The sequence below is a fragment of the Streptomyces sp. NBC_00986 genome, assembly GCF_045162565.1.
GTDB lineage: Bacteria > Actinomycetota > Actinomycetes > Streptomycetales > Streptomycetaceae > Streptomyces.
Genome location: NZ_CP108733.1, coordinates 2994326 through 3013786, shown reverse-complemented (window position 1 = coordinate 3013786; position 19461 = coordinate 2994326). Strand labels below are relative to the sequence as shown.

The window sequence follows — 19461 nt, the reverse complement described above, 5'->3', positions numbered from 1 at the left end:
CATGGCCCCATGGTGTCCACCGACCGACTTGTCGCCTTCGCGGCGCTGTCCTTCCTGCTGATCATCGTCCCCGGCCCCAGCGTGCTGTTCGTGATCGGGCGGGCGCTGGCCCACGGCCGCCGGGCCGCGCTGACCACCGTCGTCGGCAACACCCTCGGCGCCTACCTGCTCGTCGTGGCGGTCGCCCTCGGCGTCGGTTCGCTGGTGGAACGCTCGGTGCTCGTCTTCACGGCACTGAAACTCGTCGGCGCCGCCTACCTGGTGTACCTCGGGGTGAAGGCGTGGCGCCGACGCGGGTCGCTGCGGGCCGCGTTCGCGGGGGAGGAGGCGGCCCCGCACAGCGGGCTGCGCACGCTGTGGGAGGGGTTCGCCGTCGGGGTGGCCAACCCCAAGACGATCGTGTTCTTCGCCGCCGTACTGCCCCAGTTCGTGGACCGCGAACAGGGCCACGTCACCAGCCAGATGCTGCTGCTCGGCCTTGTCTTCAACCTCATCGCCGTGGCCTCGGACAGCGTGTGGGGGCTGGTCGCGTCCACGGCCAGGGACTGGTTCGCGCGCTCACCGCGCCGACTGTCCGCGGTGGGCGGGGTCGGCGGGCTCACGATGATCGGGCTGGGCGTGACGGTCGCGGTGACAGGCCGGAAGGACTGAGGGCGTTGACCGGCCGGAAGGACTGAGGGCGTTGACCGGCCGGGAGGGCTGAGGGTGTTGACCGGCCGGAAGGACTGAGGGCGTTGACCGGCCGGGAGGGCTGAGGGTGTTGACCGGCCGGGAGGGCTGAGGCCGACGGCCGGGTGGAGGCGCGTAGGACCGGGGCCGCCGGCCGGCCGTGGACACGGCGACCCTCACGCCCGTCTCAACAGCCCGTTCACCGCCCGCCCGAACATCGACCGCGCAGCCCACAGCAGCGGCCGGTCGAAGAAACCCGGCAGGAAGCGGACCGCCAACTCCTCCTCCCACACCACGCGGCTACGGCCCCCCGGCCCCGGCCGCACCTCGATCTCCGCCCAGCCGGTGACGACCCGCCCCCGCTTCTCCAGCCGGACCAGACCCGGCTCGTCCTCCGTCGGCGGACGCCACACCGTGACCTCCATCCGGTCGTCGAAACCGAGCGGGCCGAGCCCGGTGCGGGCCACGAAGACCGTGCCCTCGGCGGTCGGCGGGGGAGTGACCACGGTGACCCGGGTCAGCGGGACGACGTCGGCGTGGCGTGGCCACTCCGTCAACCGGCGCCACGCCTCCTCGAGGGGCAGCGGGGCCGTGCGTTCGAGACGGAAGTTGACCATGTGTGGATCGTAGAGAACGCTTCTTGATCGGCGGTACTTTCACCGAGGGCTCACACCCTTGGCCTAGCGGTTCATAGGTTCGGATACGTACACCGGACAGCCGCCCCGAGTTTCCCCGCGTCCCGGCCGGAGCGGGCGCCTCCCCCCTACGCTTTCCCTCATGGGCGGGCATCCCGCCTGCCCGCAGGGGGAGTTGGTCGTCATGCCACTGAAGGCCTACGGCGTTCTGATCACACGCGCGGTGGACACGAGGCGCGAGGGCGCCGCCGGTACACCGCACTACCAGATCCATCTCACGGACGACTCGGGTACGCATTTCCGAGCCGCGGTCAACGTCCTGTCGGCCGAGCAGCCCTCCGAGCTGCTCTACCTCGTCAACGAGGACTTCCAACACCCGGTCACCGCACGCCTGGAGGGCCTGCCGAGCGGCTGGAACACCCTGCTGCCCGGACCCGGCGGACCGAACCTCGACTTCGTACGCGGCAACCTCTTCGACCCGGCGCAACTCCGCACCCTCCCGCCGGACGCGAGCGGCCCCGACAACGACCTCGCCGACCTCCTCGACCACTACGTCCGACGCGCGGTGGACGACCCGGACGCCCGGCTCTACGTCTTCGGCGAGCGCTTCGGCCCCGAACCGACCGTCAAGGACAAGGTGTTCGGCTTCCTGCCGGGCAACGGCGTCCACGACATCCACATGAACCAGGGCAACAGCCGCCGCTTCAGCGGTGACGACGGGGTCTGGCAGGACGGCGGCCTCCTCATCCACTTCCCGGCACAGTCCCGCTGGGTCGGCATCTTCCTCGCCTTCCAGAGCCAGTCCTGGCACACCGACGACACCACCGGCCACACCCTGGAGGGCACCGACGGCTCGCGCCCCGACCCCGGCAGCCAGCCCGTCCGCGTCGTGGCGGCCCTGGTCAACCCGCGCGGCCCGGCACCCGAGACGGAGAGCGTCACGCTCCTCAACGCCTCGCCCGATCCCCTCGATCCCGCCGGCTGGCGAGTCCGGGACCGCCTCGGCCACTCCTGCGCGGTACCGCCCGGCACCCTCGCCGCCGGTGCCACCCTGCTCGTCCCGCTCACCGACGGAGTCCAACTCGGCAACCAGGGCGGCGAGATCACCCTCCTCGACGCGAACGGCCTCAAGGTCCACGGCGTCTCGTACACCGCCGACCAGGCCGCACGGGAGGGCTGGACGGTCGTGTTCTGACCAACTGGTCCTAACTGCCCGGAAGTTCCCTACCGCAACGGGACACCCGTCCGGCACGATGAGCCCGACCCGCACCGCAGCACCGGCCGGAGGGTGTCCCGTGGACCGCGAACTGCACGCCAGGCTCGACGACTTGCAGCGCGACCCGTACCCGGCCTACACCCGGGCACGGCAGGCCGAGGGCCTCACACACCTCGCCGAACTCGACGCCTGGCTCGTCTCCCGGGACGCCGACGTACGCGAAGTCCTGCGCAACCCCGAGGACTTCTCCTCGGCGATGGCCCTACGACCCGACGTGCTGCCCGCGCCCGCCGCGCTCGCGGTCCTCGGTGGCGGATTCGGCGGGCGCCCCGTCGTAGTCACCGCGGACGGCACGCGGCACCAGCAGTTGCGCGCACCCATCGTCCGCGGCCTCTCGCCGTCCCGGGTCGCGGCGGTCCTGCCGTACGCCGCCGAGCGCGCCGCGGCTCTGGTGGACACGTTCGCGGACGAGCAACGCAAGCACGGACACGTCGAGTTGATGTCGGCGTACGCCAGACGGCTCCCCGGTGAGGTCGTCGGCAGGATCGTCGGCCTCGACCCAGCCGACGTACCCGGAGTCGTCCACGGCGGCCACCGCGCCGAGGAGTTGCTCTTCCGCCCGCTGGAGGAAGACGAGCAGATCGCCGCGGCCGAGGATGTCGTCGCGATGCAGCGCACCCTCGACCGCTACGTGCAGGAGCGGCACGCAGACCCTCGCCAGGACCTCTGTACCGAACTGATCGCCTCGGTGACGGACGAGGGGGACGGTGACCTGACCCTGGAGCACAGGCACCAACTCGTCGCCCATCTCCAGAACTTGCTCATCGCCGGTCACCTCACCACCACCGCGCTCATCGGCACGACCGTCCTGCATCTCCTCCGGCACCCGGACCAGTGGGAGCTGCTCTGCGCCGAACCCGATCGCATCCCCGCCGCGATCGAGGAGGCGGCCCGCTACGACACCGCGCTCCAGGGCTTCCGCAGGGTCACCACCCGGCCGGTCGTCCTCGCCGGTACCGAACTCCCCGCCGGGGCAGGGCTGTTCGTCGCCTTCGGCGCGGCCAACCGCGACGAGAAACGCCATGCACACGCCGACACGTTCGACATCACCCGCACCCCTAGCCGCCACCTCGCCTTCGGCTTCGGCGTGCACAGCTGCCCCGGCTCCCAACTCGCCCGCGAACAACTCCGCCTCACCCTGGAGGAGTTGACGACCCGCCTACCTGGTCTACGGCTGGCACCGGACCGTCCGGTCACCATGCGCCCGACGATGATCCACCGCTCCCCGTACGCCCTGCACCTGGCTTGGTGACTCAGGGCCGGTACACCTTCCCCGGCTCCGCCTTCCCGGGCGCGAGGAGCTGCGGCACGGTCACGAACACGTACCCGCGCTCCTTCAGCGCGTCGATGATCCCGGGTACGGCGGGCACGGTGCCCTGGTACAGGTCGTGCAGCAGGATGATGCCGTCGCGGGAGGCCTGGGCGAGGACGCGCTTGGTGATGAGGGCGGAGTCGGTGGTGGCGTAGTCCTTGGCGGTGACGCTCCACAGGACCTCCGAGAGACCCAACTCCCTGCAGATCTTGTGCACTTCGTCGTCGGTGCGGCCCTGCGGCGGGCGCATCAGCGTGGGCCGTTTGCCGGTGATCCGCTCTATCGCGTCGTCCGTGCGGACCAGTTCGTCGCGTATCTGCGCGGGGGTTATTCGGGTCAGGATCTTGTGGTCCCAGGTGTGGCTGGCCACCTCGTGCCCCTCGGCCGCCATGCGCTCGACCAGCTCCGGGTACTTCTCGACGTGCCGCTTGCCGAGCAGGAAGAAGGTCGCCGGAACCTGCTTCTCCTTCAGGATGTCGAGCAACCGCGCCGAGTTCTCACTGGGCCCGGCATCAAAGGTCAGCGCGATGCACTTCACCTCACGACAGTCGACCGTCCCGAAACCGACCCGCGCGGTGGCGGAGGCGGCCTCGGCCCGGGCAGCGGCCGGCGCGGTCGTATCGAGCCTGGTACACCCGCTCGACCCCAGTCCCAGCACGGCAACCGCCACAAACATGCCGACGGCACGCAACCCGGCCCGGGGTCTTTCCCTCTTCTTACACAGAGCACTCAGTGATGGCATGCCGGGACTATACACAACGATTATACTCTGAGTGTATAGCGGGGCGGGGGTGGCCGGCCCAAGGGTCACTGCGGATTCGTGAGCCCTACTGCGTCACCGGTCCGCGGCCTCCGGGCTCAACACCCGCCCGAGTTGAAGATTCCATCGTCCGGCATGCCCGCTGAGTTCGGTCGCGGTCAACGGCCGTACGTCGAGCCGCCAGAAGGCGGGCCCGGGCGCGTCGAGGATCGTGACCGCCAGCGCCCGTACGAACTCCTGCTCGACCACGGCGATGGTCCTGCCCTCGAACTCCGCGGCTGCCTCCAGCCATCGGGCCGCCCGCTCGCACAACGCCCGCACCGACTCCCCGCCATGGGACATCGCGTCCGGGTCCGTCAGCCAGGACATCATCGCGTCCGGCTCCCGGATCATCACCTCGTCGAGCGTCAGGCCGCGCCAACGCCCCATGTCCAGCCCCGCCAACTCGGGCTCCTCCACGGCCGCCAGGCCGAGGGCGGACGCCGTCTCCCGGCAGCGCGTGGTGGGAGAGACCAGCACCCGGTCGGCCGCCCGGAGCGAACCGGCGAGGGACTCGGCACGGGCCGTACCGCGCCGGTCGAGTGAGGCGCCGTCGTCGAACCGGGTCTCCCGCAGGGACCGGTTCACCGCCGGCGAGATCAAGGTGATGCGGCTGGTCACTTCGGCGCTCCAGTTCTGCGGGCTGTGCGGGTCATCGTCTCCCATGCACCTCCAGGCGGGGGCGGCGGGGAGGACGTCCTCCCCGCCGCCCCCGCCACCATCGGGTCAGGAACCAGCCAGCTCCTCACGGACCGTGCGGGCCGCACCGACCAGGTTCTCCAGGGACGCACGGGTCTCGGGCCAGCCGCGGGTCTTCAGGCCGCAGTCCGGGTTGACCCACAGCCGCTCCGCCGGGATCGCCTCAAGTCCCTTGCGCAGCAGGGCCGCTGCTTCAGCCGTACTCGGGACGCGCGGGGAGTGGATGTCGTAGACACCCGGTCCCGCCTCGCGCGGATAACCGTGCTCGGCCAGCTCGCGGGCGACCTGCATGTGCGAGCGGGCCGCCTCCAGGCTGATGACGTCCGCGTCGAGGTCGTCGATGGCCCGCACGATGTCGCCGAACTCGGCGTAGCACATGTGCGTGTGGACCTGGGTCTCCGGACGGACACCGGCGGTGGTCAGCCGGAACGCCTCGGTGGCCCAGGCGAGATACGCCTCCCGGTCCGCCGCGCGCAGCGGGAGGGTCTCGCGCAGGGCGGGTTCGTCGACCTGGATGACCGAAGTCCCGGCCGCCTCAAGGTCGTTGACCTCGTCGCGCAGGGCGAGGGCGACCTGCCGGGCGGTGTCGCCGAGCGGCTGGTCGTCGCGGACGAAGGACCAGGCGAGCATGGTGACCGGCCCGGTGAGCATGCCCTTGACCGGGCGTGAGGTGAGGGACTGGGCGTACGTCGTCCAGCGGACCGTCATCGGTTCGGGGCGGGAGATGTCGCCGGCCAGGATCGGCGGGCGGACGTAACGGGTGCCGTAGGACTGGACCCAGCCGTGCTGCGTGGCGAGATAGCCCGTCAGCTGCTCGGCGAAGTACTGGACCATGTCGTTGCGTTCGGGCTCGCCGTGCACGAGGACGTCCAGGCCGGTCTTCTCCTGGAAGGAGATGACCTCGCCGATCTCCGCCTTGATCCGCTCCTCGTAACCGGCCCTGTCGATCCGCCGCGCTCTCAAGTCGGCCCGCGCGGTGCGCAGTTCGGCGGTCTGCGGGAACGAACCGATCGTGGTCGTCGGCAGCGGCGGCAGCCCGAGGTGCGCGCGCTGGGCGACGGTCCGCTCGTCGTACGGCTGGGAGCGGCGGGCGGCGGCGTCCGTGACCGCGGCGGCCCGGGCCCGTACGGCGGGATCGCTGGTGAGGGCCGAACCGGCGCGGGAGGCCAAGTCGGCGCGGTTGGCGGCGAGTTCGGCGGCGATCGTGTCGGTGCCCTGGGCCAGGCCCTTGGCGAGGGTGACGATCTCGGCCGTCTTCTGCCGCGCGAACGCGAGCCAGCGCAGGATCTGCGGCTCGATGTCCCGTTCGGCGGCGGCGTCGAGCGGCACATGGAGCAGCGAGCAGGACGCGGCCACGTCGACCCGGTCGGCAAGACCGAGCAACGTGCCCAGTGTGGCAAGGGACTTGGTGAGGTCGTTGCCCCAGACGTTACGGCCGTCGACGACACCCGCGATCAGCCGCTTGCCGGGCAGTCCGCCCACGGTGGCGAGGGCGTCCAGGTTGGCTGCGGCGGCCTCGGTGAAGTCCAGGGCGAGGCCCTCCACGGGCGCCTTCGCGAGGACCGGCAACGCGTCGCCGAGCCGGTCGAAGTACGAGGCCACCAGGAGCTTCGGCCGGTCCGTCAGGGCGCCGAGGTCGCGGTAGGCGCGGGTGGTGGCGTTCAGTTCGGCCGGGGTGCGGTCCTGGACCAGGGCGGGTTCGTCGAGTTGCACCCACTCCGCGCCCGCCGCGCGGAGGTCGGCGAGGACCTCGGCGTAGACGGGGAGCAGGCGGTCCAGGAGGGTCAGCGGTTCGAAGTCCGCGGACACCCCGGGTGCGGGCTTGGCGAGCAGGAGGTAGGTGACCGGGCCGACGAGCACCGGGCGGGCGGTCAGGCCCAGGGCGAGGGCCTCCTTCAACTCCGCCACCTGCTTGGTGGAGTCGGTGGCGAAGACGGTGTCCGGGCCCAACTCGGGCACGAGGTAGTGGTAGTTGGTGTCGAACCACTTCGTCATCTCCAGCGGCGCCACGTCCTGCGTGCCGCGTGCCATCGCGAAGTAGCCGTCCAGCGCGTCGAGTTCGACGGCGGTGCGGTGGCGTTCGGGGATCGCGCCGACCATGACGGTGGTGTCCAGGACGTGGTCGTAGTACGAGAAGTCGCCGGTCGGTACTTCGTGGATGCCTGCGTCGGCCAGTTGCTGCCAGTTGGTGCGGCGCAGGTCGGCGGCTGTGGTCCGGAGCGCGTCTGCGTCGACGCGGCCCTTCCAGTAGCCCTCGATGGCCTTCTTGAGCTCCCGGCTCTTGCCCTGGCGGGGGTAGCCGTAGACGGTTGCCCGTGCTGCCGCGGCTGCGGACTTCGGTGTCACGGAAATCTCCTTCGCGAGATATCTCCCTGGATCCCGGTGGCGGGACGTGGGTGCGAAGGTTCGTAGACCGGGGGATGGTGACCGCCCGTGTGTACGCCGACCCGCCCACGAGGTCACCGGGATTCCGCACGCGAATGCTTCGCGTGCGGGCAGGTGGCAGGTCTTCGGACTTGCGGGCACGTCCTCTTTTCGAACCGGAGGACACCTACTGGCCGTCGCTTCCCAGGTCCTGTGTGGGCCCAGTGCGTATGACGGCGGTCGTTCCTGCTTACCGCTGCGGGGCAGTCCCGGAGTTTCACCGGGTTCCCTCTTGCGACGCGTTCCGTCTGGCTGACGGGGCGAACCAGCTGCGTGGCCAGCCTAAAGGGTCTGGGGTGGGTGCGTCGATTTTTTGTCTGCGGGCCGGTGGGGGCTGGTCGCGCAGTTCCCCGCGCCCCTTAGGGCAAGTCGGTTGGCCGGGATTCGAAAGTTCGCAGGATTTCCTCTGCCGCCAGAGTCGCTGTCAACTCGCCGTCCCTGACCTGCTGTTCGAGCAAAGGCCCGAGCGCACGTACTGCCGGATCCGCGTGCAGGCGGCCCAACAGCTCTTCGCGGACCATCGTCCACGTCCAGTCCACCTGCTGCTCACTGCGCTTCGTCGCCAGGCGGCCCGTCGACTCCAGCAGTGAACGGTGTTGTTCGAGGCGCTCCCAGACCGCGTCCAGGCCGGTGCCCTCGCGTGCGCTGCAGCTCAGTACCGGCGGGGTCCAGGCCGCGTCGGCCGGATGCATCAGGCGTAGCGCGCCCGCCAACTCCCGTGCTGCGCTCTTCGCGTCGCGCTCGTGCGGGCCGTCCGCCTTGTTGACGGCGATGACGTCCGCCAGTTCCAGGACGCCCTTCTTGATGCCCTGTAGTTGGTCGCCGGTGCGGGCCAACGTCAACAGGAGGAAGGAGTCGACCATGTTGGCGACCGCTGTCTCCGACTGGCCTACGCCTACCGTCTCGACCAGCACGACGTCGTGGCCCGCCGCTTCCATCACCACGATGGACTCGCGGGTCGCTTTCGCCACGCCGCCCAGCGTGCCGGCGGTGGGGGAAGGGCGGACGAAGGCCGCCGGGTCCACGGCCAGGCGTTCCATGCGGGTCTTGTCGCCGAGGATCGAGCCGCCCGTGCGGGTCGACGACGGGTCCACGGCCAGCACCGCGACCCGGAAGCCTTGCGAGGTGAGGAGGGTGCCGAAGGCGTCGATGAAGGTCGACTTGCCTACGCCGGGTACGCCGCTGATACCGATCCGGCGGGCCTGGCCGCTGTGCGGGAGGAGTTCGGTCAGCAACTCCTGCGCCATGACCCGGTGTTGGGGCTTGGTCGACTCGACGAGGGTGATGGCGCGGGCGACCAGGGCGCGCTTGCCGTCGAGCACGCCCTTCACATAGGTGTCGAGCTCGATCACAGGGTGTGCCCGAGGTCGGCGGCCAGTCGCTGCACCAGGTCGTAGGCCGCGTCCGGGATCACCGTCCCGGGCGGGAACACGGCCGCCGCGCCCATCTCCAGGAGGGTGGGTACGTCCTGGGGTGGGATGACTCCGCCGACCACGATCATGATGTCCTCGCGGCCCTCCTCGGCGAGCGATTCCTTCAACGCCGGTACGAGGGTGAGGTGTCCGGCGGCGAGGGACGACACTCCGACGATGTGCACGTCCGCCTCCACGGCCTGGCGGGCCACCTCGCCGGGGGTCTGGAACAGCGGGCCGACGTCGACGTCGAAGCCGAGGTCGGCGAAGGCGGTGGCGATGACCTTCTGGCCGCGGTCGTGGCCGTCCTGGCCCATCTTGGCGACCAGGATGCGGGGGCGGCGGCCCTCGGACTCCTCGAACTCGGCCACGAGGGTGCGGGTGCGTTCCACGGACGGGGAGTCGCCGGCTTCGGTGCGGTACACACCGGCGATCGTACGGATCTGGCTCGCGTGCCGCCCGTACACCTTCTCCAGCGCGTCGGAGATCTCGCCGACCGTCGCCTTCGCGCGGGCCGCGTTGACCGCCAGCTCCAGCAGGTTGCCCTCACCGCCCGCCGCCCGGGTCAGGGCGTGCAGCGCGTCCTGGGTGGCCTGTTCGTCGCGCTCGGCGCGCAACCGCCGTAGTTTCTCGATCTGTTGGGTGCGGACGGAGGAGTTGTCGACCTTGAGGACGTCGATCTGCTCGTCGGTCTCCACGCGGTACTTGTTGACGCCGATGACCGGCTGGCGGCCGGAGTCGATGCGGGCCTGGGTGCGGGCCGCGGCCTCCTCGATGCGCAGCTTGGGGATGCCCGCGTCGATGGCCTTGGCCATGCCGCCCGCCGCCTCGACCTCCTCGATGTGCTGCCAGGCCCGGCGGGCCAGGTCGTACGTCAGCTTCTCCACGTACGCGCTGCCGCCCCACGGGTCGATCACCCGGGTGGTGCCGGACTCCTGCTGGATGAGGAGTTGGGTGTTGCGGGCGATGCGTGCCGAGAAGTCGGTGGGCAGCGCGAGGGCCTCGTCGAGGGCGTTGGTGTGGAGTGACTGGGTGTGGCCCTGGGTCGCCGCCATCGCCTCTACGCAGGTGCGCGTGACGTTGTTGAAGACGTCCTGCGCGGTCAGCGACCAGCCCGAGGTCTGTGAATGGGTGCGCAGGGAGAGGGACTTGGCGTTCTGCGGGTCGAACTGCTTGACCAGCTTGGCCCAGAGGAGACGGGCCGCGCGCATCTTCGCGATCTCCATGAAGAAGTTCATGCCGATCGCCCAGAAGAAGGAGAGCCGGGGTGCGAACGCGTCCACGTCCATCCCCGCCTCCCGGCCCGCCCGGATGTACTCGACCCCGTCCGCGAGGGTGTACGCCAGCTCCAAGTCGGCCGTCGCGCCCGCCTCTTGGATGTGGTAGCCGGAGATGGAGATGGAGTTGTAGCGGGGCATCCGCTGCGAGGTGTACGCGAAGATGTCGGAGATGATCCGCATCGACGGCTTCGGCGGATAGATGTAGGTGTTGCGGACCATGAACTCCTTGAGGATGTCGTTCTGGATGGTCCCGGCCAACTTCTCGGGCGGTACGCCCTGTTCCTCCGCCGCCACGATGTAGAGGGCCAGTACGGGCAGCACCGCGCCGTTCATCGTCATCGACACGGTCATCTTGTCCAGCGGGATGCCGTCGAAGAGCTGGCGCATGTCGTAGATCGAGTCGATCGCCACGCCCGCCATGCCGACGTCACCGGTCACGCGCGGGTGGTCGCTGTCGTAACCCCGGTGGGTGGGCAGGTCGAAGGCGACGGAGAGGCCCTTCTGGCCGGCCGCCAGGTTGCGGCGGTAGAAGGCGTTGGACTCCTCGGCCGTGGAGAAACCCGCGTACTGACGGATCGTCCAGGGCTGGTTGACGTACATCGTCGGGTACGGGCCGCGCAGATACGGCGCGATGCCCGGGTAGGTGGCCAGGAAGTCCAGGCCCTCCAAGTCCTGCCCCGTGTACAGGGGTTTGACGGCGATGCCCTCCGGGGTCTCCCAGAGGAGGTCGTCGCCGCCCGCCGCCTTCTTCACGGCGTCACGCCACTCGTCGGGGCCGGCCTCCGTGGCCGCCGGGGTCCCCAGCTCGATCCCGGAGAAGTCGGGGATGCGCCCCATCGCTGCCATCAGGACACTCCCATGCGGTCGAGGGTGGCGGAGAGTACAGCTACGGCGTCACAGCCCGCGAAGACGTAGGCGTCGACACCGGAGTACTGCCCGGGGCGGCCCGCGAGGAACACGTGCCCGGCACCGGCCGACCTCAACTCCCCGGCGACCTGGGCCGCTTGCTCCTCGTACAGCGCGTCGCTGGAGCACAGGCAGGCCTCGGAGGCCCCACTGTCCGCGAACTCGCCTGTGGTGACGGGCTCGATGCCGCCGGCCTGGAACAGGTTCGACGCGAAGGAGAGCCGGGCGGTGTGCGCGGCGGCCGGGCCGAGCGCCGCCAGGAAGATCCGCGGCCGGGAGCCGGTCGCCGCGAGGTGTGCGTCGGAGCGGGCGCGGAGGGCTTCGTACGCCTCGTCGCGCCGTACGCGCGGCAGGCCGCCGGACGGGGCCGTGAGGGCGGGGGCGCGCTCCGGGAGACGCTCCGCGAGATTCGGGAACTCGCTTACGCCCGTGATCGGTTCGCGGCGCTTGGCGAGCTTCGCGCTGCGGGCCGCCCAGGTCGTGGCGAGGTCCTCGCGGAGGCTGCCGGAGCGCAACGCGGCTGCCTGGCCGCCCTGTTGCTCGATGTGCTGGAAGAACTCCCAGCCCGCGTGGGCGAGTTCGTCCGTGAGTCGCTCCACGTACCAGGAGCCGCCCGCCGGGTCGATCACCCGGGACAGATGCGACTCCTCGACCAGGATCGTCGAGGTGTTCCGGGCGATCCGGCGCGCGAACGCGTCCGGCAGCCCGAGCGCGTGGTCGAACGGCAGCACGGTGACGGACTCGGCGCCGCCCACCCCGGCAGCCAGCGTCGCGACCGTCGTGCGCAGCATGTTCACCCACGGGTCACGGCGGGACATCATCACCGGCGAGGTCACGGCGTGCTGCACCTGCCCGCCCGGCGCACCGCACACCTCGGCCACGCGTGCCCACAGCCTGCGCGCGGCACGCAGCTTGGCGATCGTCAGGAACTGGTCGGCCGTGGCCGCGTACCTGAACTCCAGCTGTCCTACGGCTTGTTCGGTGCTCAGGCCCGCCTCGGCCAGCTCGCGCAGATAGGCGACACCGGTCGCCAGTGAGGCACCCAGCTCCTGCGCCGCCGAACCGCCGGCCTCGTGGTACGGCAGCACGTCCACGGTCAGCGCGCGCAGCCCCGGGTACGCCTCGGCGCAGCGCCGGGCGAGCGCGGCGACGGGCGCGAGGGGGAAGGCCTCGTACCCGGTGCGGGCCGCGAAGTTCAGCGGGTCGGCGCCGAGGGTGCCGCGGGCGGCTTCGGGCGCGACGCCCCGCTCCTCGTACAGCCGGAGCAACTCGGCCGCCGCGGGCTCGACTTCGCTGCCCGCGTCGAGGGCGACGGGCGCCAGGTCGAGATAGACGCCGTCGAGGGTGTCGCCGAGCGACGCGACCGGGATGCCGCGCTCGCCCGTGACCAGCCACAGCGAGGTGACGCCGTTCTCCAGGTCGCCGAGGACCGCGGCGTTGTCGCCGGTCGTGTGCTGCTGGCGTACGTCCCAGCCGCCGAGGGTGTTGCCCTCGGCGCGGCCGCCCCGGACGAAGGGAGTGAAACCGGGGAGGCCGGGCTCGGGGGCGGAGTCGTCGGCGGTGTAGAGGGGACGGGCACGGAGTCCGTCCTCCAGCGAGGTGGACAGGGCGTCTTCCGCTGCGGCGCCCGAGACTTCCTTGCCCGACTTGCGCAGTACGCCTTCCACCAGGCGTTGCCACTGCTCATGCGTCGCGTCAGGGAACTCGGCGGCCAGCGAGAGCCCGTCGTCGGGCAGGACCGTCATGCTCGGATGCTAGGCCAAATCTGCAGGTGAGCAGCAGAGGACGTGGCTGTGACCTTAACCTCTCCAGGCGGTCTAGACCAGTTCTCCAGTGCCGTCCCGCCCTCCCTGCCAGGGACTACAGCCCGATGTCCCTGCGGTTCATGTCGTCCAGCGACTCGCGGCGGACCAGGACGCGCGCGATGCCGTCGGCCACCGCGACGACCGGCGGGCGGCCGACGAGGTTGTAGCCGGATGCCATGGACAGGTGGTAGGCGCCGGCCGCCGGTACGGCGAGGAGGTCGCCGGGGCGTACGTCGCCGGGGAGCGCCACCTCGTCCGCGAGGATGTCGCCCGCCTCGCAGTGCCGGCCCACGACGGTGACCAGGCGGGGCGGCGCGGTCGCGGGGCGGCCGATGAGCCGGGGTGCGTAGCGCACGCCGTAGAGCGCGGGCCTCGGGTTGTCGCTCATGCCGCCGTCGACCGCGACGAACGTGCGGTCGCCGGTGCGCTTCACGGCGAGGACGCGGTACACGGCGACCCCGGCGGGGCCGACGATCGCCCGGCCCGGTTCGAGGGTGAGCCGGGGTACGGGCAGCCCCGTGCGGGCGCAGCCGTCCTCCAGCTCCGCGCGGACCCGGCCCGCGAGGACCGGGATGTCGAGGCGTTCCTCGCCGGGGCGGTAGGCGATGGCGTGCCCGCCGCCGATGTCCAACTGCCGGAGGGTGACGCCGTGTTGGTCGCGGACGCGGGCCAACAGCCCCACCATGCGCCGGACCGCGGCGACGTACGGCTTCGTCGTCGCGATCTGCGAGCCGATGTGGCAGTGCAGGCCCACGAGTTCGAGGTGCGGCTGGTCGAGGATGCGGGTCACCGCGTGCTGCGCGGAGCCGTCGGTGATCGACAGGCCGAACTTCTGGTCGTCGGTGCCGGTGCGCACCTTGACGTGGGCGCCGGCGGCCACGCCGGGCACCACCCGCACCATCACCTTCTGGCGGCTGTCGGCGGGGGTGATCGCGGCCAGCCGGGCGATCTCCGAAGTGCTGTCGACGACGATCCGGCCGACCCCGAGGCGCAGCGCGGTGCGCAGGTCCTCCGGGCTCTTGGCGTTGCCGTGCAGCACGATCCGCTCCGGCGGGAAACCGGTGGTGACGGCCAGCGCGAGCTCACCGGCCGAGCAGACGTCGAGGCCGAGCCCCTCCTCCTGCACCCAGTGGGCCATCGCCCGGCACAGGAACGCCTTCGCCGCGTAGACGACATCGGCGTCCGGGAACGCCGTGCGGTACGTACGGCAGCGGTCGCGGATCTCCTGCTCGTCGAGGACGTAGACGGGAGTGCCGAACCGGTCGGCGGCCTCGGCGAGCGAGACACCGCCGACGGTGAGGTCGCCGGTGGGGGAGGGACGGGTGGAGCCGGGCCACACGGACAGGTCGTGGGTGTCGGCGACCGGGACAACGGGGGCGTCCAGGATGGACATGGATGTGTCTCCTCAGCCGATCAGCAGGTTCAGGCACGCGACGACGGCGACGGCGCCGGTCGCACGCAGAGCACCGACGTGCTGGGGGTGCCAGCGGCGCCAGGAGTTCGCCCGCTCCCGCTCGGCGGCCGTCGTACGGTCGGCGGCGGGGGCGGAGAACTGCGGGTCGACGGTGAGCGCGGTGACGCCGAGCGGCGCGGCGAGGGCGCGCAGCGCGGGTTCGGAGAGCCTGATGCAGGCCTGCTCGCCGCCGAGGGTCGCGGCGAGCCGCGCCGCCGAGGTGAAACCGACCACCGTGCGGCCGCCCAGCGGGGTGCGGAAGAACCGGGCCGTGCAGCCCGCGGGTCCCGACCGGACGGGGACGAACAGCAGCCCGGCCGGGACGGGTTCGGCGGGCTCGGGGTCCTCGGCGGCGGCGGGGTCCGCGGGGGTCTTCTCGGCAGATTCGACTGGAGACATCGTGCGGCTCCTTGTACAAGGCGTTGTGCGTGGCCGGATCGGTCTGACCTGGCGCTTCCTCGAAGCTATGCCCGCCGGGCGGGGGTACGGGTGCCTTGCTGACGGATGCTTGACGGGGAGCGGCACAGCCATAACGCGGTGCTGACGGGGCACGGGTGGCCGGTCAGGCCCCGCCCTCCGTCAGCTCCCGCGCGTCCACCGCCCGCCCCAAGGAGATACGGCGGTGCAGCGAGGCCAGCTCGCTCTCCAGGGGCGACGGCGGCACGGTCAGGACCGGGCACGCGGCGTGGGCGACGCAGTAGCGGGAGACGGACGGGAACAAGCCGCGGAGCGGCCCGCGCGGGCCCGCGCCGACGACCAGGAGATCGTCGGGCCGGTCGGCGGTCTCCACCAGGGCGCGGCCCGCCGTACCCCGGACGACGAGACCTTGGAAGGGGACCCCGGGGCCCGGCTCGCCGAAGGCCGCGTCGAGCACGGCGAGGAGCCGGTCGGCGGCGTCGCGCCGGAGGTGGGACGCCGGAGCGGCCAACATCGAGCGCCCGTGCGCGAGTTCACCGCCGGGCGGCTCCCAGGCCAGCACGGCCAGCAGCTCGGCGCCGGTGCGGCGGGCCTCCCGCACCGCCCGGTGCAGCGCCGCCAGGCTGCCCGGCGAACCGCTCACTCCGACCACGGCACGTGCCCGTCCGTCACTGCTCATCGTCGCTCACTCCTCGGCGTACACAGACGTCTGCGTGTCCCATCGAAGGGCCGAAGAGAGCGGACGTATCGCCCTGTTGGCGCGCGTCTGACGCGGAAGCGTCGATTCTTGACGCGCCCGTGACGCGGTGCCGGCGGTGGCCGGAAATGGCTCCCCGACTTCCGCTCGGCCGACCGTCCGTGTCAACGAAGGGGCGGTCCCTGGCAAAGCGCGGGGCAAGAATCCGTCCCGACGCCGACGCCCCGTGCCGCAATGACCGTCTGGCAACGCACTGTTCACTCGGGGGCCGCCGGGAAGCGCCAATGTGCGGACGTTGTCAGCTCAACTGCTCGCCAGGGAGGGCATCATGACCGCACAGACAGAGACACCGGACGAGTCGACGCAGTCGTCCGAAGGGTTCAGCCGACGCCACGCGCTGGGACTCCTCGGTACGGCCGGCGCCGGCGCGGCCGTCACCCCCTTGCTGGGAGCAGGCACGGCGCAGGCCGCACCGCTCGCCGCCCCGGCCCTTCACCTCACCGCGGACTCCTCCGGCGCAACTCCGGTCCAGGGCCTGCACCTCACCTTCGGCGCGGACCCGCGCACCCAGATGAACGTCTCCTGGATCACCGACAAACCGGTGAACAGACCTGTCGTGCGCTACGGCACGCTGGAGCACGGCTTCGGCTCCAGCGCCAAGGCCCGCACCGTCACCTACGTCGACGGCACCTCCAGCCGCACCGTCTACGTCCACCACGCCGCGCTGAACCGGCTCACCCCGGACACCGACTACCTCTACCTCGCCACCCACGACGGGGCGACGCCCGACAGCGGCACGTTCCGCACCGCTCCCCGCGGACGCAAGCCGCTCACCTTCACCAGCTTCGGCGACCAGTCCGCCCCGCAGGTCACCTGGGCGGCCAACGGCACGGTGGCGCTGGACGCGAACTCCACTCCCGCGACCAAGGACATCGTCACCGGCATCGAGCAGGTCGCCCCGCTCTTCCACCTCCTCAACGGCGACCTCTGCTACGCCAACCTGGACGTCGACCGGGTGCGCACCTGGAACAACTTCTTCACCAACAACACCCGTTCGGCCCGCTTCCGCCCCTGGATGCCGGCGGCCGGCAACCACGAGATCGAGAAGGCCAACGGCCCGATCGGACTCGGCGCCTACCAGACCTACTTCGCGCTCCCGTCCACCGAGACCGACGCCGAACTCGCGGGCCTCTACTACGCGTTCACGGCCGGCTCGGTCCGCGTGATCGTGCTGCAGAACGACGACAACTGCCTCCAGGACGGCGGCGACGTCTACATCAGCGGCTACTCCGGCGGACGCCAACTTGCCTTCCTGGAGAAGGAGTTGAAGGCGGCCCGGGCCTCGCGCGACACCGACTGGATCGTTGTCGCCATGCACCAGGTCATGGTCAGCTCCACCGACGCGAACGGCGCCGACCTCGGCCTGCGCCAGAAGTACGGCCCCCTCTTCGACCGCTACGGCGTGGACCTGGTGCTGTGCGGTCACGAGCACAACTACGAGCGCTCGCTGGCCGTCCGCGGAGTCGTCAGCGGCACGGAGACGCTGACCCCCAACCCGGTCTCCACGGCCACCGACAACATCGACACCGGCCTCGGCACCGTGCACATGATCCTCGGCGGCGGCGGAGTCTCGGGCACCACGAACCAGAGCTTCTTCAAGGACGGCACCGGCAAGGTCATCACGTCCGTCTCGGCGACACCCGGCTCCAACGGCAAGCGCACCTCCACGTACACGCAGGAGGAGGCGGTCTGGATCGGCGTCCGTGACACCGAACACCCCTACGGCTTCGCCGCGTTCACCGTCGACCCGGGCAGCCACGCCGGCGACACCACCCGCATGCACGTGACCTACTACAACGTGAACAAGCCGAACGGCGACCTGTCGGTGTTCGAGAACTTCACCCTCCACCGCAAGCGCTCCGACGGCCATCGCTAGATCCTAAGGAGCGGTCCGCGTCCGGCAACCAGTGCAGGGCGAACCAGAGTTCCATCCGCACGCCGGGGTCCTGCAGGTCCACATCGAGCAGTTCGGCGACCCGTGCCAGACGGTGCCGCACGGTGTTCCGGTGGACGTGCAGGGCCGCCGCCGTGCGGTCCCAACTCCCGTGCAGGGTCAGCCACGTCCGCAGGGTGTCGAGGAGGATCGCGGCACCCGGGGACGCGGCCCCGTCCAGCGGGGCGAAACGGGTGCGGGCCAACTCCCGGGCGTCGGCGGACGGGACGATCCCGTGGACGGTGAGCGGGTCCCTGGTGTGGACGACGGCGGGCACCTGCGCCGCGATCGCGCGTTGCAGGGCCCGCCCGGCCTGCACATCGGCATGCGCCAGGTCCGAGGCCGGCGCGGGTGTGCTGAACCCGAGGACCCAGCCCAAGTCGGCGGCCTGGGCGGGCACTTCGGGGCGGGAGTCCGGCGCGCCGGCGACCAGGGCCTTCAGCTCGGAGCCGTCGATGTAGAGGTAAGGCGTGCCCAACGCCGTTCCCAGGGTGGCGAGTTGGGCCGGATCGTCGCTCTGGGCGGAGCGCGGGGACGGGTGCCGACCGTGGACCACGACCCAGTGTCCGGTGGCCTCCGTCGTGTCGGCGGGCGCGAGTGAGTCCGCCACGTCGGCCGGGGTGGCCCCCAGCATCAGCCGTACCAACGCCCCCGCGCTGTGCGTGTCCGTGCCCAGGGCGTGCCGTGGACTGGTGAGCAGGGCCAGCAACACCGCCGCCGTACTGGTGACCTGGCGGTGGACCAGGGTCGGGGGAGTGGTGGCGGCCTGGCCGAGGGCGAGTGCCGTCGCGGTGCCGTCCGCGCCGGGCAGGGTGTGCACGGTCAGGTGGGTGCCGCCCTGGTGATCGGCGGCCGCGGTCGGAACGGGCCGTCCGGCAGCGCCTGTTCGGACCCGGGCGATCGTGCGCTGCGCGAGCTCGCGCACCCGTTCCGGTGTCGGCGGCGCGGGCCGGGGACCGGCGCTGAACAGTTCATGGCCCCGGGCGTCGTGGAGGACCGCCCAAGCACCGGTGTGCCCGCTGAGCTGCGTGAGCACCGCCCGGAGCGCGTCCGGCCGGGCGGCGGCCGTGGCCAGTGCCGACTGGGCCCGGGAGATCTCGCGCAGCTCACGGTTGCGGACCTCGGCGATCGCCGCGTAGGTGGCCTGCCCGACCGCCACGAACGGGGTGGCCGGCGGCAGCCGTAGCAACGGCAGTCCATGGCGGTCGCAGGCGGCGACCAGTTCGGGCGGCACCTCGTCGTGCACGGGGACGACACCGAAGCCGAGCGCGGTCACCCCGGCGCCGACGACGCCCCGCACATACGTGTCGATGCCCTCCGCGTCGGCAGGGAGGCGCACGCCTGCCGTGAGCAGCAGTTCGCCGCCCACCAGGTACGGCGACGGGTCCTCGATCTCCGTGGTGCCGACCGTGCTGACCCGGTGGTCCCCGGCGGCGGGCCCCGCGATCTGGCACAGGTCCAGGGCGGGGTCGGTGAGCAGCACGCTCAGGGGTACGGAGGGCTGTTCGGCGTCGGTGGGCTCGGTCATGAGGGGGGCATCCTCCCGGCCGGGGGTGGCGGTCGTGACTGCGGGATTCATCCAACAGTCGCCTTCACATTGGACCATTCCGCCACTGCGTCGTCGGCGCGTGCGTCGATATCGTCATGCCACTCGCAGGGCACTGTCCCGGCCCGGCCCGCACCC

Annotated in this window: 15 protein-coding genes and 1 riboswitch; of the genes, 4 read left to right on the top strand and 11 right to left on the bottom strand. The window is 71.4% G+C overall.

Going from position 1 to position 19461, the window contains the following annotated elements; genetic code table 11:
• The first annotated feature begins 9 nt into the window (after window positions 1-9).
• A complete protein-coding gene (locus OG504_RS13230; RefSeq protein WP_405989992.1) occupies window positions 10-651 on the top strand; it encodes a LysE family translocator in 642 nt (213 codons plus the stop codon).
• A 194-nt stretch (window positions 652-845) separates the two neighbouring features.
• On the opposite strand, the gene OG504_RS13225 is transcribed toward OG504_RS13230, so the two are convergent.
• On the bottom strand, window positions 846-1286 hold the full coding sequence (locus OG504_RS13225) for an SRPBCC family protein (RefSeq protein WP_405989991.1): 441 nt from the start codon (window positions 1284-1286) through the stop codon (window positions 846-848).
• A gap of 202 nt (window positions 1287-1488) precedes the next feature.
• Here OG504_RS13225 and OG504_RS13220 point away from each other — a divergent pair, with 202 nt between their 5' ends.
• Window positions 1489-2499 (top strand): DUF2278 family protein, encoded by a 1011-nt coding sequence (locus tag OG504_RS13220; RefSeq protein WP_405996325.1) that lies wholly within the window; start codon window positions 1489-1491, stop codon window positions 2497-2499.
• A 100-nt stretch (window positions 2500-2599) separates the two neighbouring features.
• The gene (locus tag OG504_RS13215) at window positions 2600-3832 is read left to right on the top strand and encodes a cytochrome P450 (protein ID WP_405989990.1); all 1233 of its coding nucleotides are present in this window, start codon (window positions 2600-2602) and stop codon (window positions 3830-3832) included.
• Window position 3833: 1 nt separating this feature from the next.
• Here the strand turns inward: OG504_RS13215 and OG504_RS13210 are convergent, their stop codons facing one another.
• The 9 genes from OG504_RS13210 to OG504_RS13170 all read right to left on the bottom strand — a co-directional run bounded on the left by OG504_RS13210 (window position 3834) and on the right by OG504_RS13170 (window position 15766).
• Window positions 3834-4568 carry a polysaccharide deacetylase family protein gene (locus OG504_RS13210; RefSeq protein ID WP_405989989.1) on the bottom strand — a complete coding sequence of 245 codons (735 nt, stop codon included), beginning with the start codon at window positions 4566-4568 and terminating at the stop codon, window positions 3834-3836.
• Window positions 4569-4727: 159 nt separating this feature from the next.
• Window positions 4728-5312 (bottom strand): histidine phosphatase family protein, encoded by a 585-nt coding sequence (locus tag OG504_RS13205; RefSeq protein ID WP_405996324.1) that lies wholly within the window; start codon window positions 5310-5312, stop codon window positions 4728-4730.
• A 105-nt stretch (window positions 5313-5417) separates the two neighbouring features.
• The gene (gene metE, locus OG504_RS13200; protein ID WP_405989988.1) at window positions 5418-7736 is read right to left on the bottom strand and encodes a 5-methyltetrahydropteroyltriglutamate--homocysteine S-methyltransferase; all 2319 of its coding nucleotides are present in this window, start codon (window positions 7734-7736) and stop codon (window positions 5418-5420) included.
• 137 nt (window positions 7737-7873) lie between these two features.
• Window positions 7874-8099: riboswitch (cobalamin riboswitch) on the bottom strand.
• Window positions 8100-8173: 74 nt separating this feature from the next.
• The gene (meaB, locus tag OG504_RS13195; protein ID WP_405989987.1) at window positions 8174-9166 is read right to left on the bottom strand and encodes a methylmalonyl Co-A mutase-associated GTPase MeaB; all 993 of its coding nucleotides are present in this window, start codon (window positions 9164-9166) and stop codon (window positions 8174-8176) included.
• Window positions 9163-11352: a methylmalonyl-CoA mutase gene (gene scpA / locus OG504_RS13190; protein ID WP_405989986.1), complete on the bottom strand. Its 2190-nt coding sequence runs from the start codon at window positions 11350-11352 to the stop codon at window positions 9163-9165. Before scpA ends, meaB begins: the two co-directional genes overlap by 4 nt.
• Window positions 11352-13157: a methylmalonyl-CoA mutase family protein gene (locus OG504_RS13185; protein WP_405989985.1), complete on the bottom strand. Its 1806-nt coding sequence runs from the start codon at window positions 13155-13157 to the stop codon at window positions 11352-11354. The genes scpA and OG504_RS13185 overlap by 1 nt, the downstream gene beginning before the upstream one ends.
• Before the next feature lie 115 nt (window positions 13158-13272).
• Window positions 13273-14610: a diaminopimelate decarboxylase gene (gene lysA / locus OG504_RS13180; protein WP_405989984.1), complete on the bottom strand. Its 1338-nt coding sequence runs from the start codon at window positions 14608-14610 to the stop codon at window positions 13273-13275.
• A 12-nt stretch (window positions 14611-14622) separates the two neighbouring features.
• A complete protein-coding gene (locus OG504_RS13175) occupies window positions 14623-15069 on the bottom strand; it encodes an SAV_915 family protein (protein WP_405989983.1) in 447 nt (148 codons plus the stop codon).
• A 163-nt stretch (window positions 15070-15232) separates the two neighbouring features.
• On the bottom strand, window positions 15233-15766 hold the full coding sequence (locus tag OG504_RS13170) for a universal stress protein (RefSeq protein ID WP_405989982.1): 534 nt from the start codon (window positions 15764-15766) through the stop codon (window positions 15233-15235).
• A 346-nt stretch (window positions 15767-16112) separates the two neighbouring features.
• Between OG504_RS13170 and OG504_RS13165 the strand changes: the two genes are divergently transcribed.
• Window positions 16113-17720: a purple acid phosphatase family protein gene (locus OG504_RS13165; protein ID WP_405989981.1), complete on the top strand. Its 1608-nt coding sequence runs from the start codon at window positions 16113-16115 to the stop codon at window positions 17718-17720.
• On the opposite strand, the gene OG504_RS13160 is transcribed toward OG504_RS13165, so the two are convergent.
• The gene (locus tag OG504_RS13160; protein WP_405989980.1) at window positions 17683-19305 is read right to left on the bottom strand and encodes a PucR family transcriptional regulator; all 1623 of its coding nucleotides are present in this window, start codon (window positions 19303-19305) and stop codon (window positions 17683-17685) included. The two genes, OG504_RS13165 and OG504_RS13160, sit on opposite strands and share 38 nt — an antisense overlap.
• Between the last annotated feature and the right edge of the window lie 156 nt (window positions 19306-19461).

Bases quoted from the DNA above. Each gene is read 5' to 3' on its own strand.
- OG504_RS13230 (WP_405989992.1), top strand. From the start codon at position 10: ATGGTGTCCACCGACCGACTTGTCGCCTTCGCGGCGCTGTCCTTCCTG.
- OG504_RS13225 (WP_405989991.1), bottom strand. From the start codon at position 1,286: ATGGTCAACTTCCGTCTCGAACGCACGGCCCCGCTGCCCCTCGAGGAG.
- OG504_RS13220 (WP_405996325.1), top strand. From the start codon at position 1,489: ATGCCACTGAAGGCCTACGGCGTTCTGATCACACGCGCGGTGGACACG.
- OG504_RS13210 (WP_405989989.1), bottom strand. From the start codon at position 4,568: ATGTTTGTGGCGGTTGCCGTGCTGGGACTGGGGTCGAGCGGGTGTACC.
- scpA (WP_405989986.1), bottom strand. From the start codon at position 11,352: ATGGCAGCGATGGGGCGCATCCCCGACTTCTCCGGGATCGAGCTGGGG.
- OG504_RS13185 (WP_405989985.1), bottom strand. From the start codon at position 13,157: ATGACGGTCCTGCCCGACGACGGGCTCTCGCTGGCCGCCGAGTTCCCT.
- lysA (WP_405989984.1), bottom strand. From the start codon at position 14,610: ATGTCCATCCTGGACGCCCCCGTTGTCCCGGTCGCCGACACCCACGAC.
- OG504_RS13175 (WP_405989983.1), bottom strand. From the start codon at position 15,069: ATGTCTCCAGTCGAATCTGCCGAGAAGACCCCCGCGGACCCCGCCGCC.
- OG504_RS13170 (WP_405989982.1), bottom strand. From the start codon at position 15,766: ATGAGCAGTGACGGACGGGCACGTGCCGTGGTCGGAGTGAGCGGTTCG.
- OG504_RS13165 (WP_405989981.1), top strand. From the start codon at position 16,113: ATGACCGCACAGACAGAGACACCGGACGAGTCGACGCAGTCGTCCGAA.
- OG504_RS13160 (WP_405989980.1), bottom strand. From the start codon at position 19,305: ATGACCGAGCCCACCGACGCCGAACAGCCCTCCGTACCCCTGAGCGTG.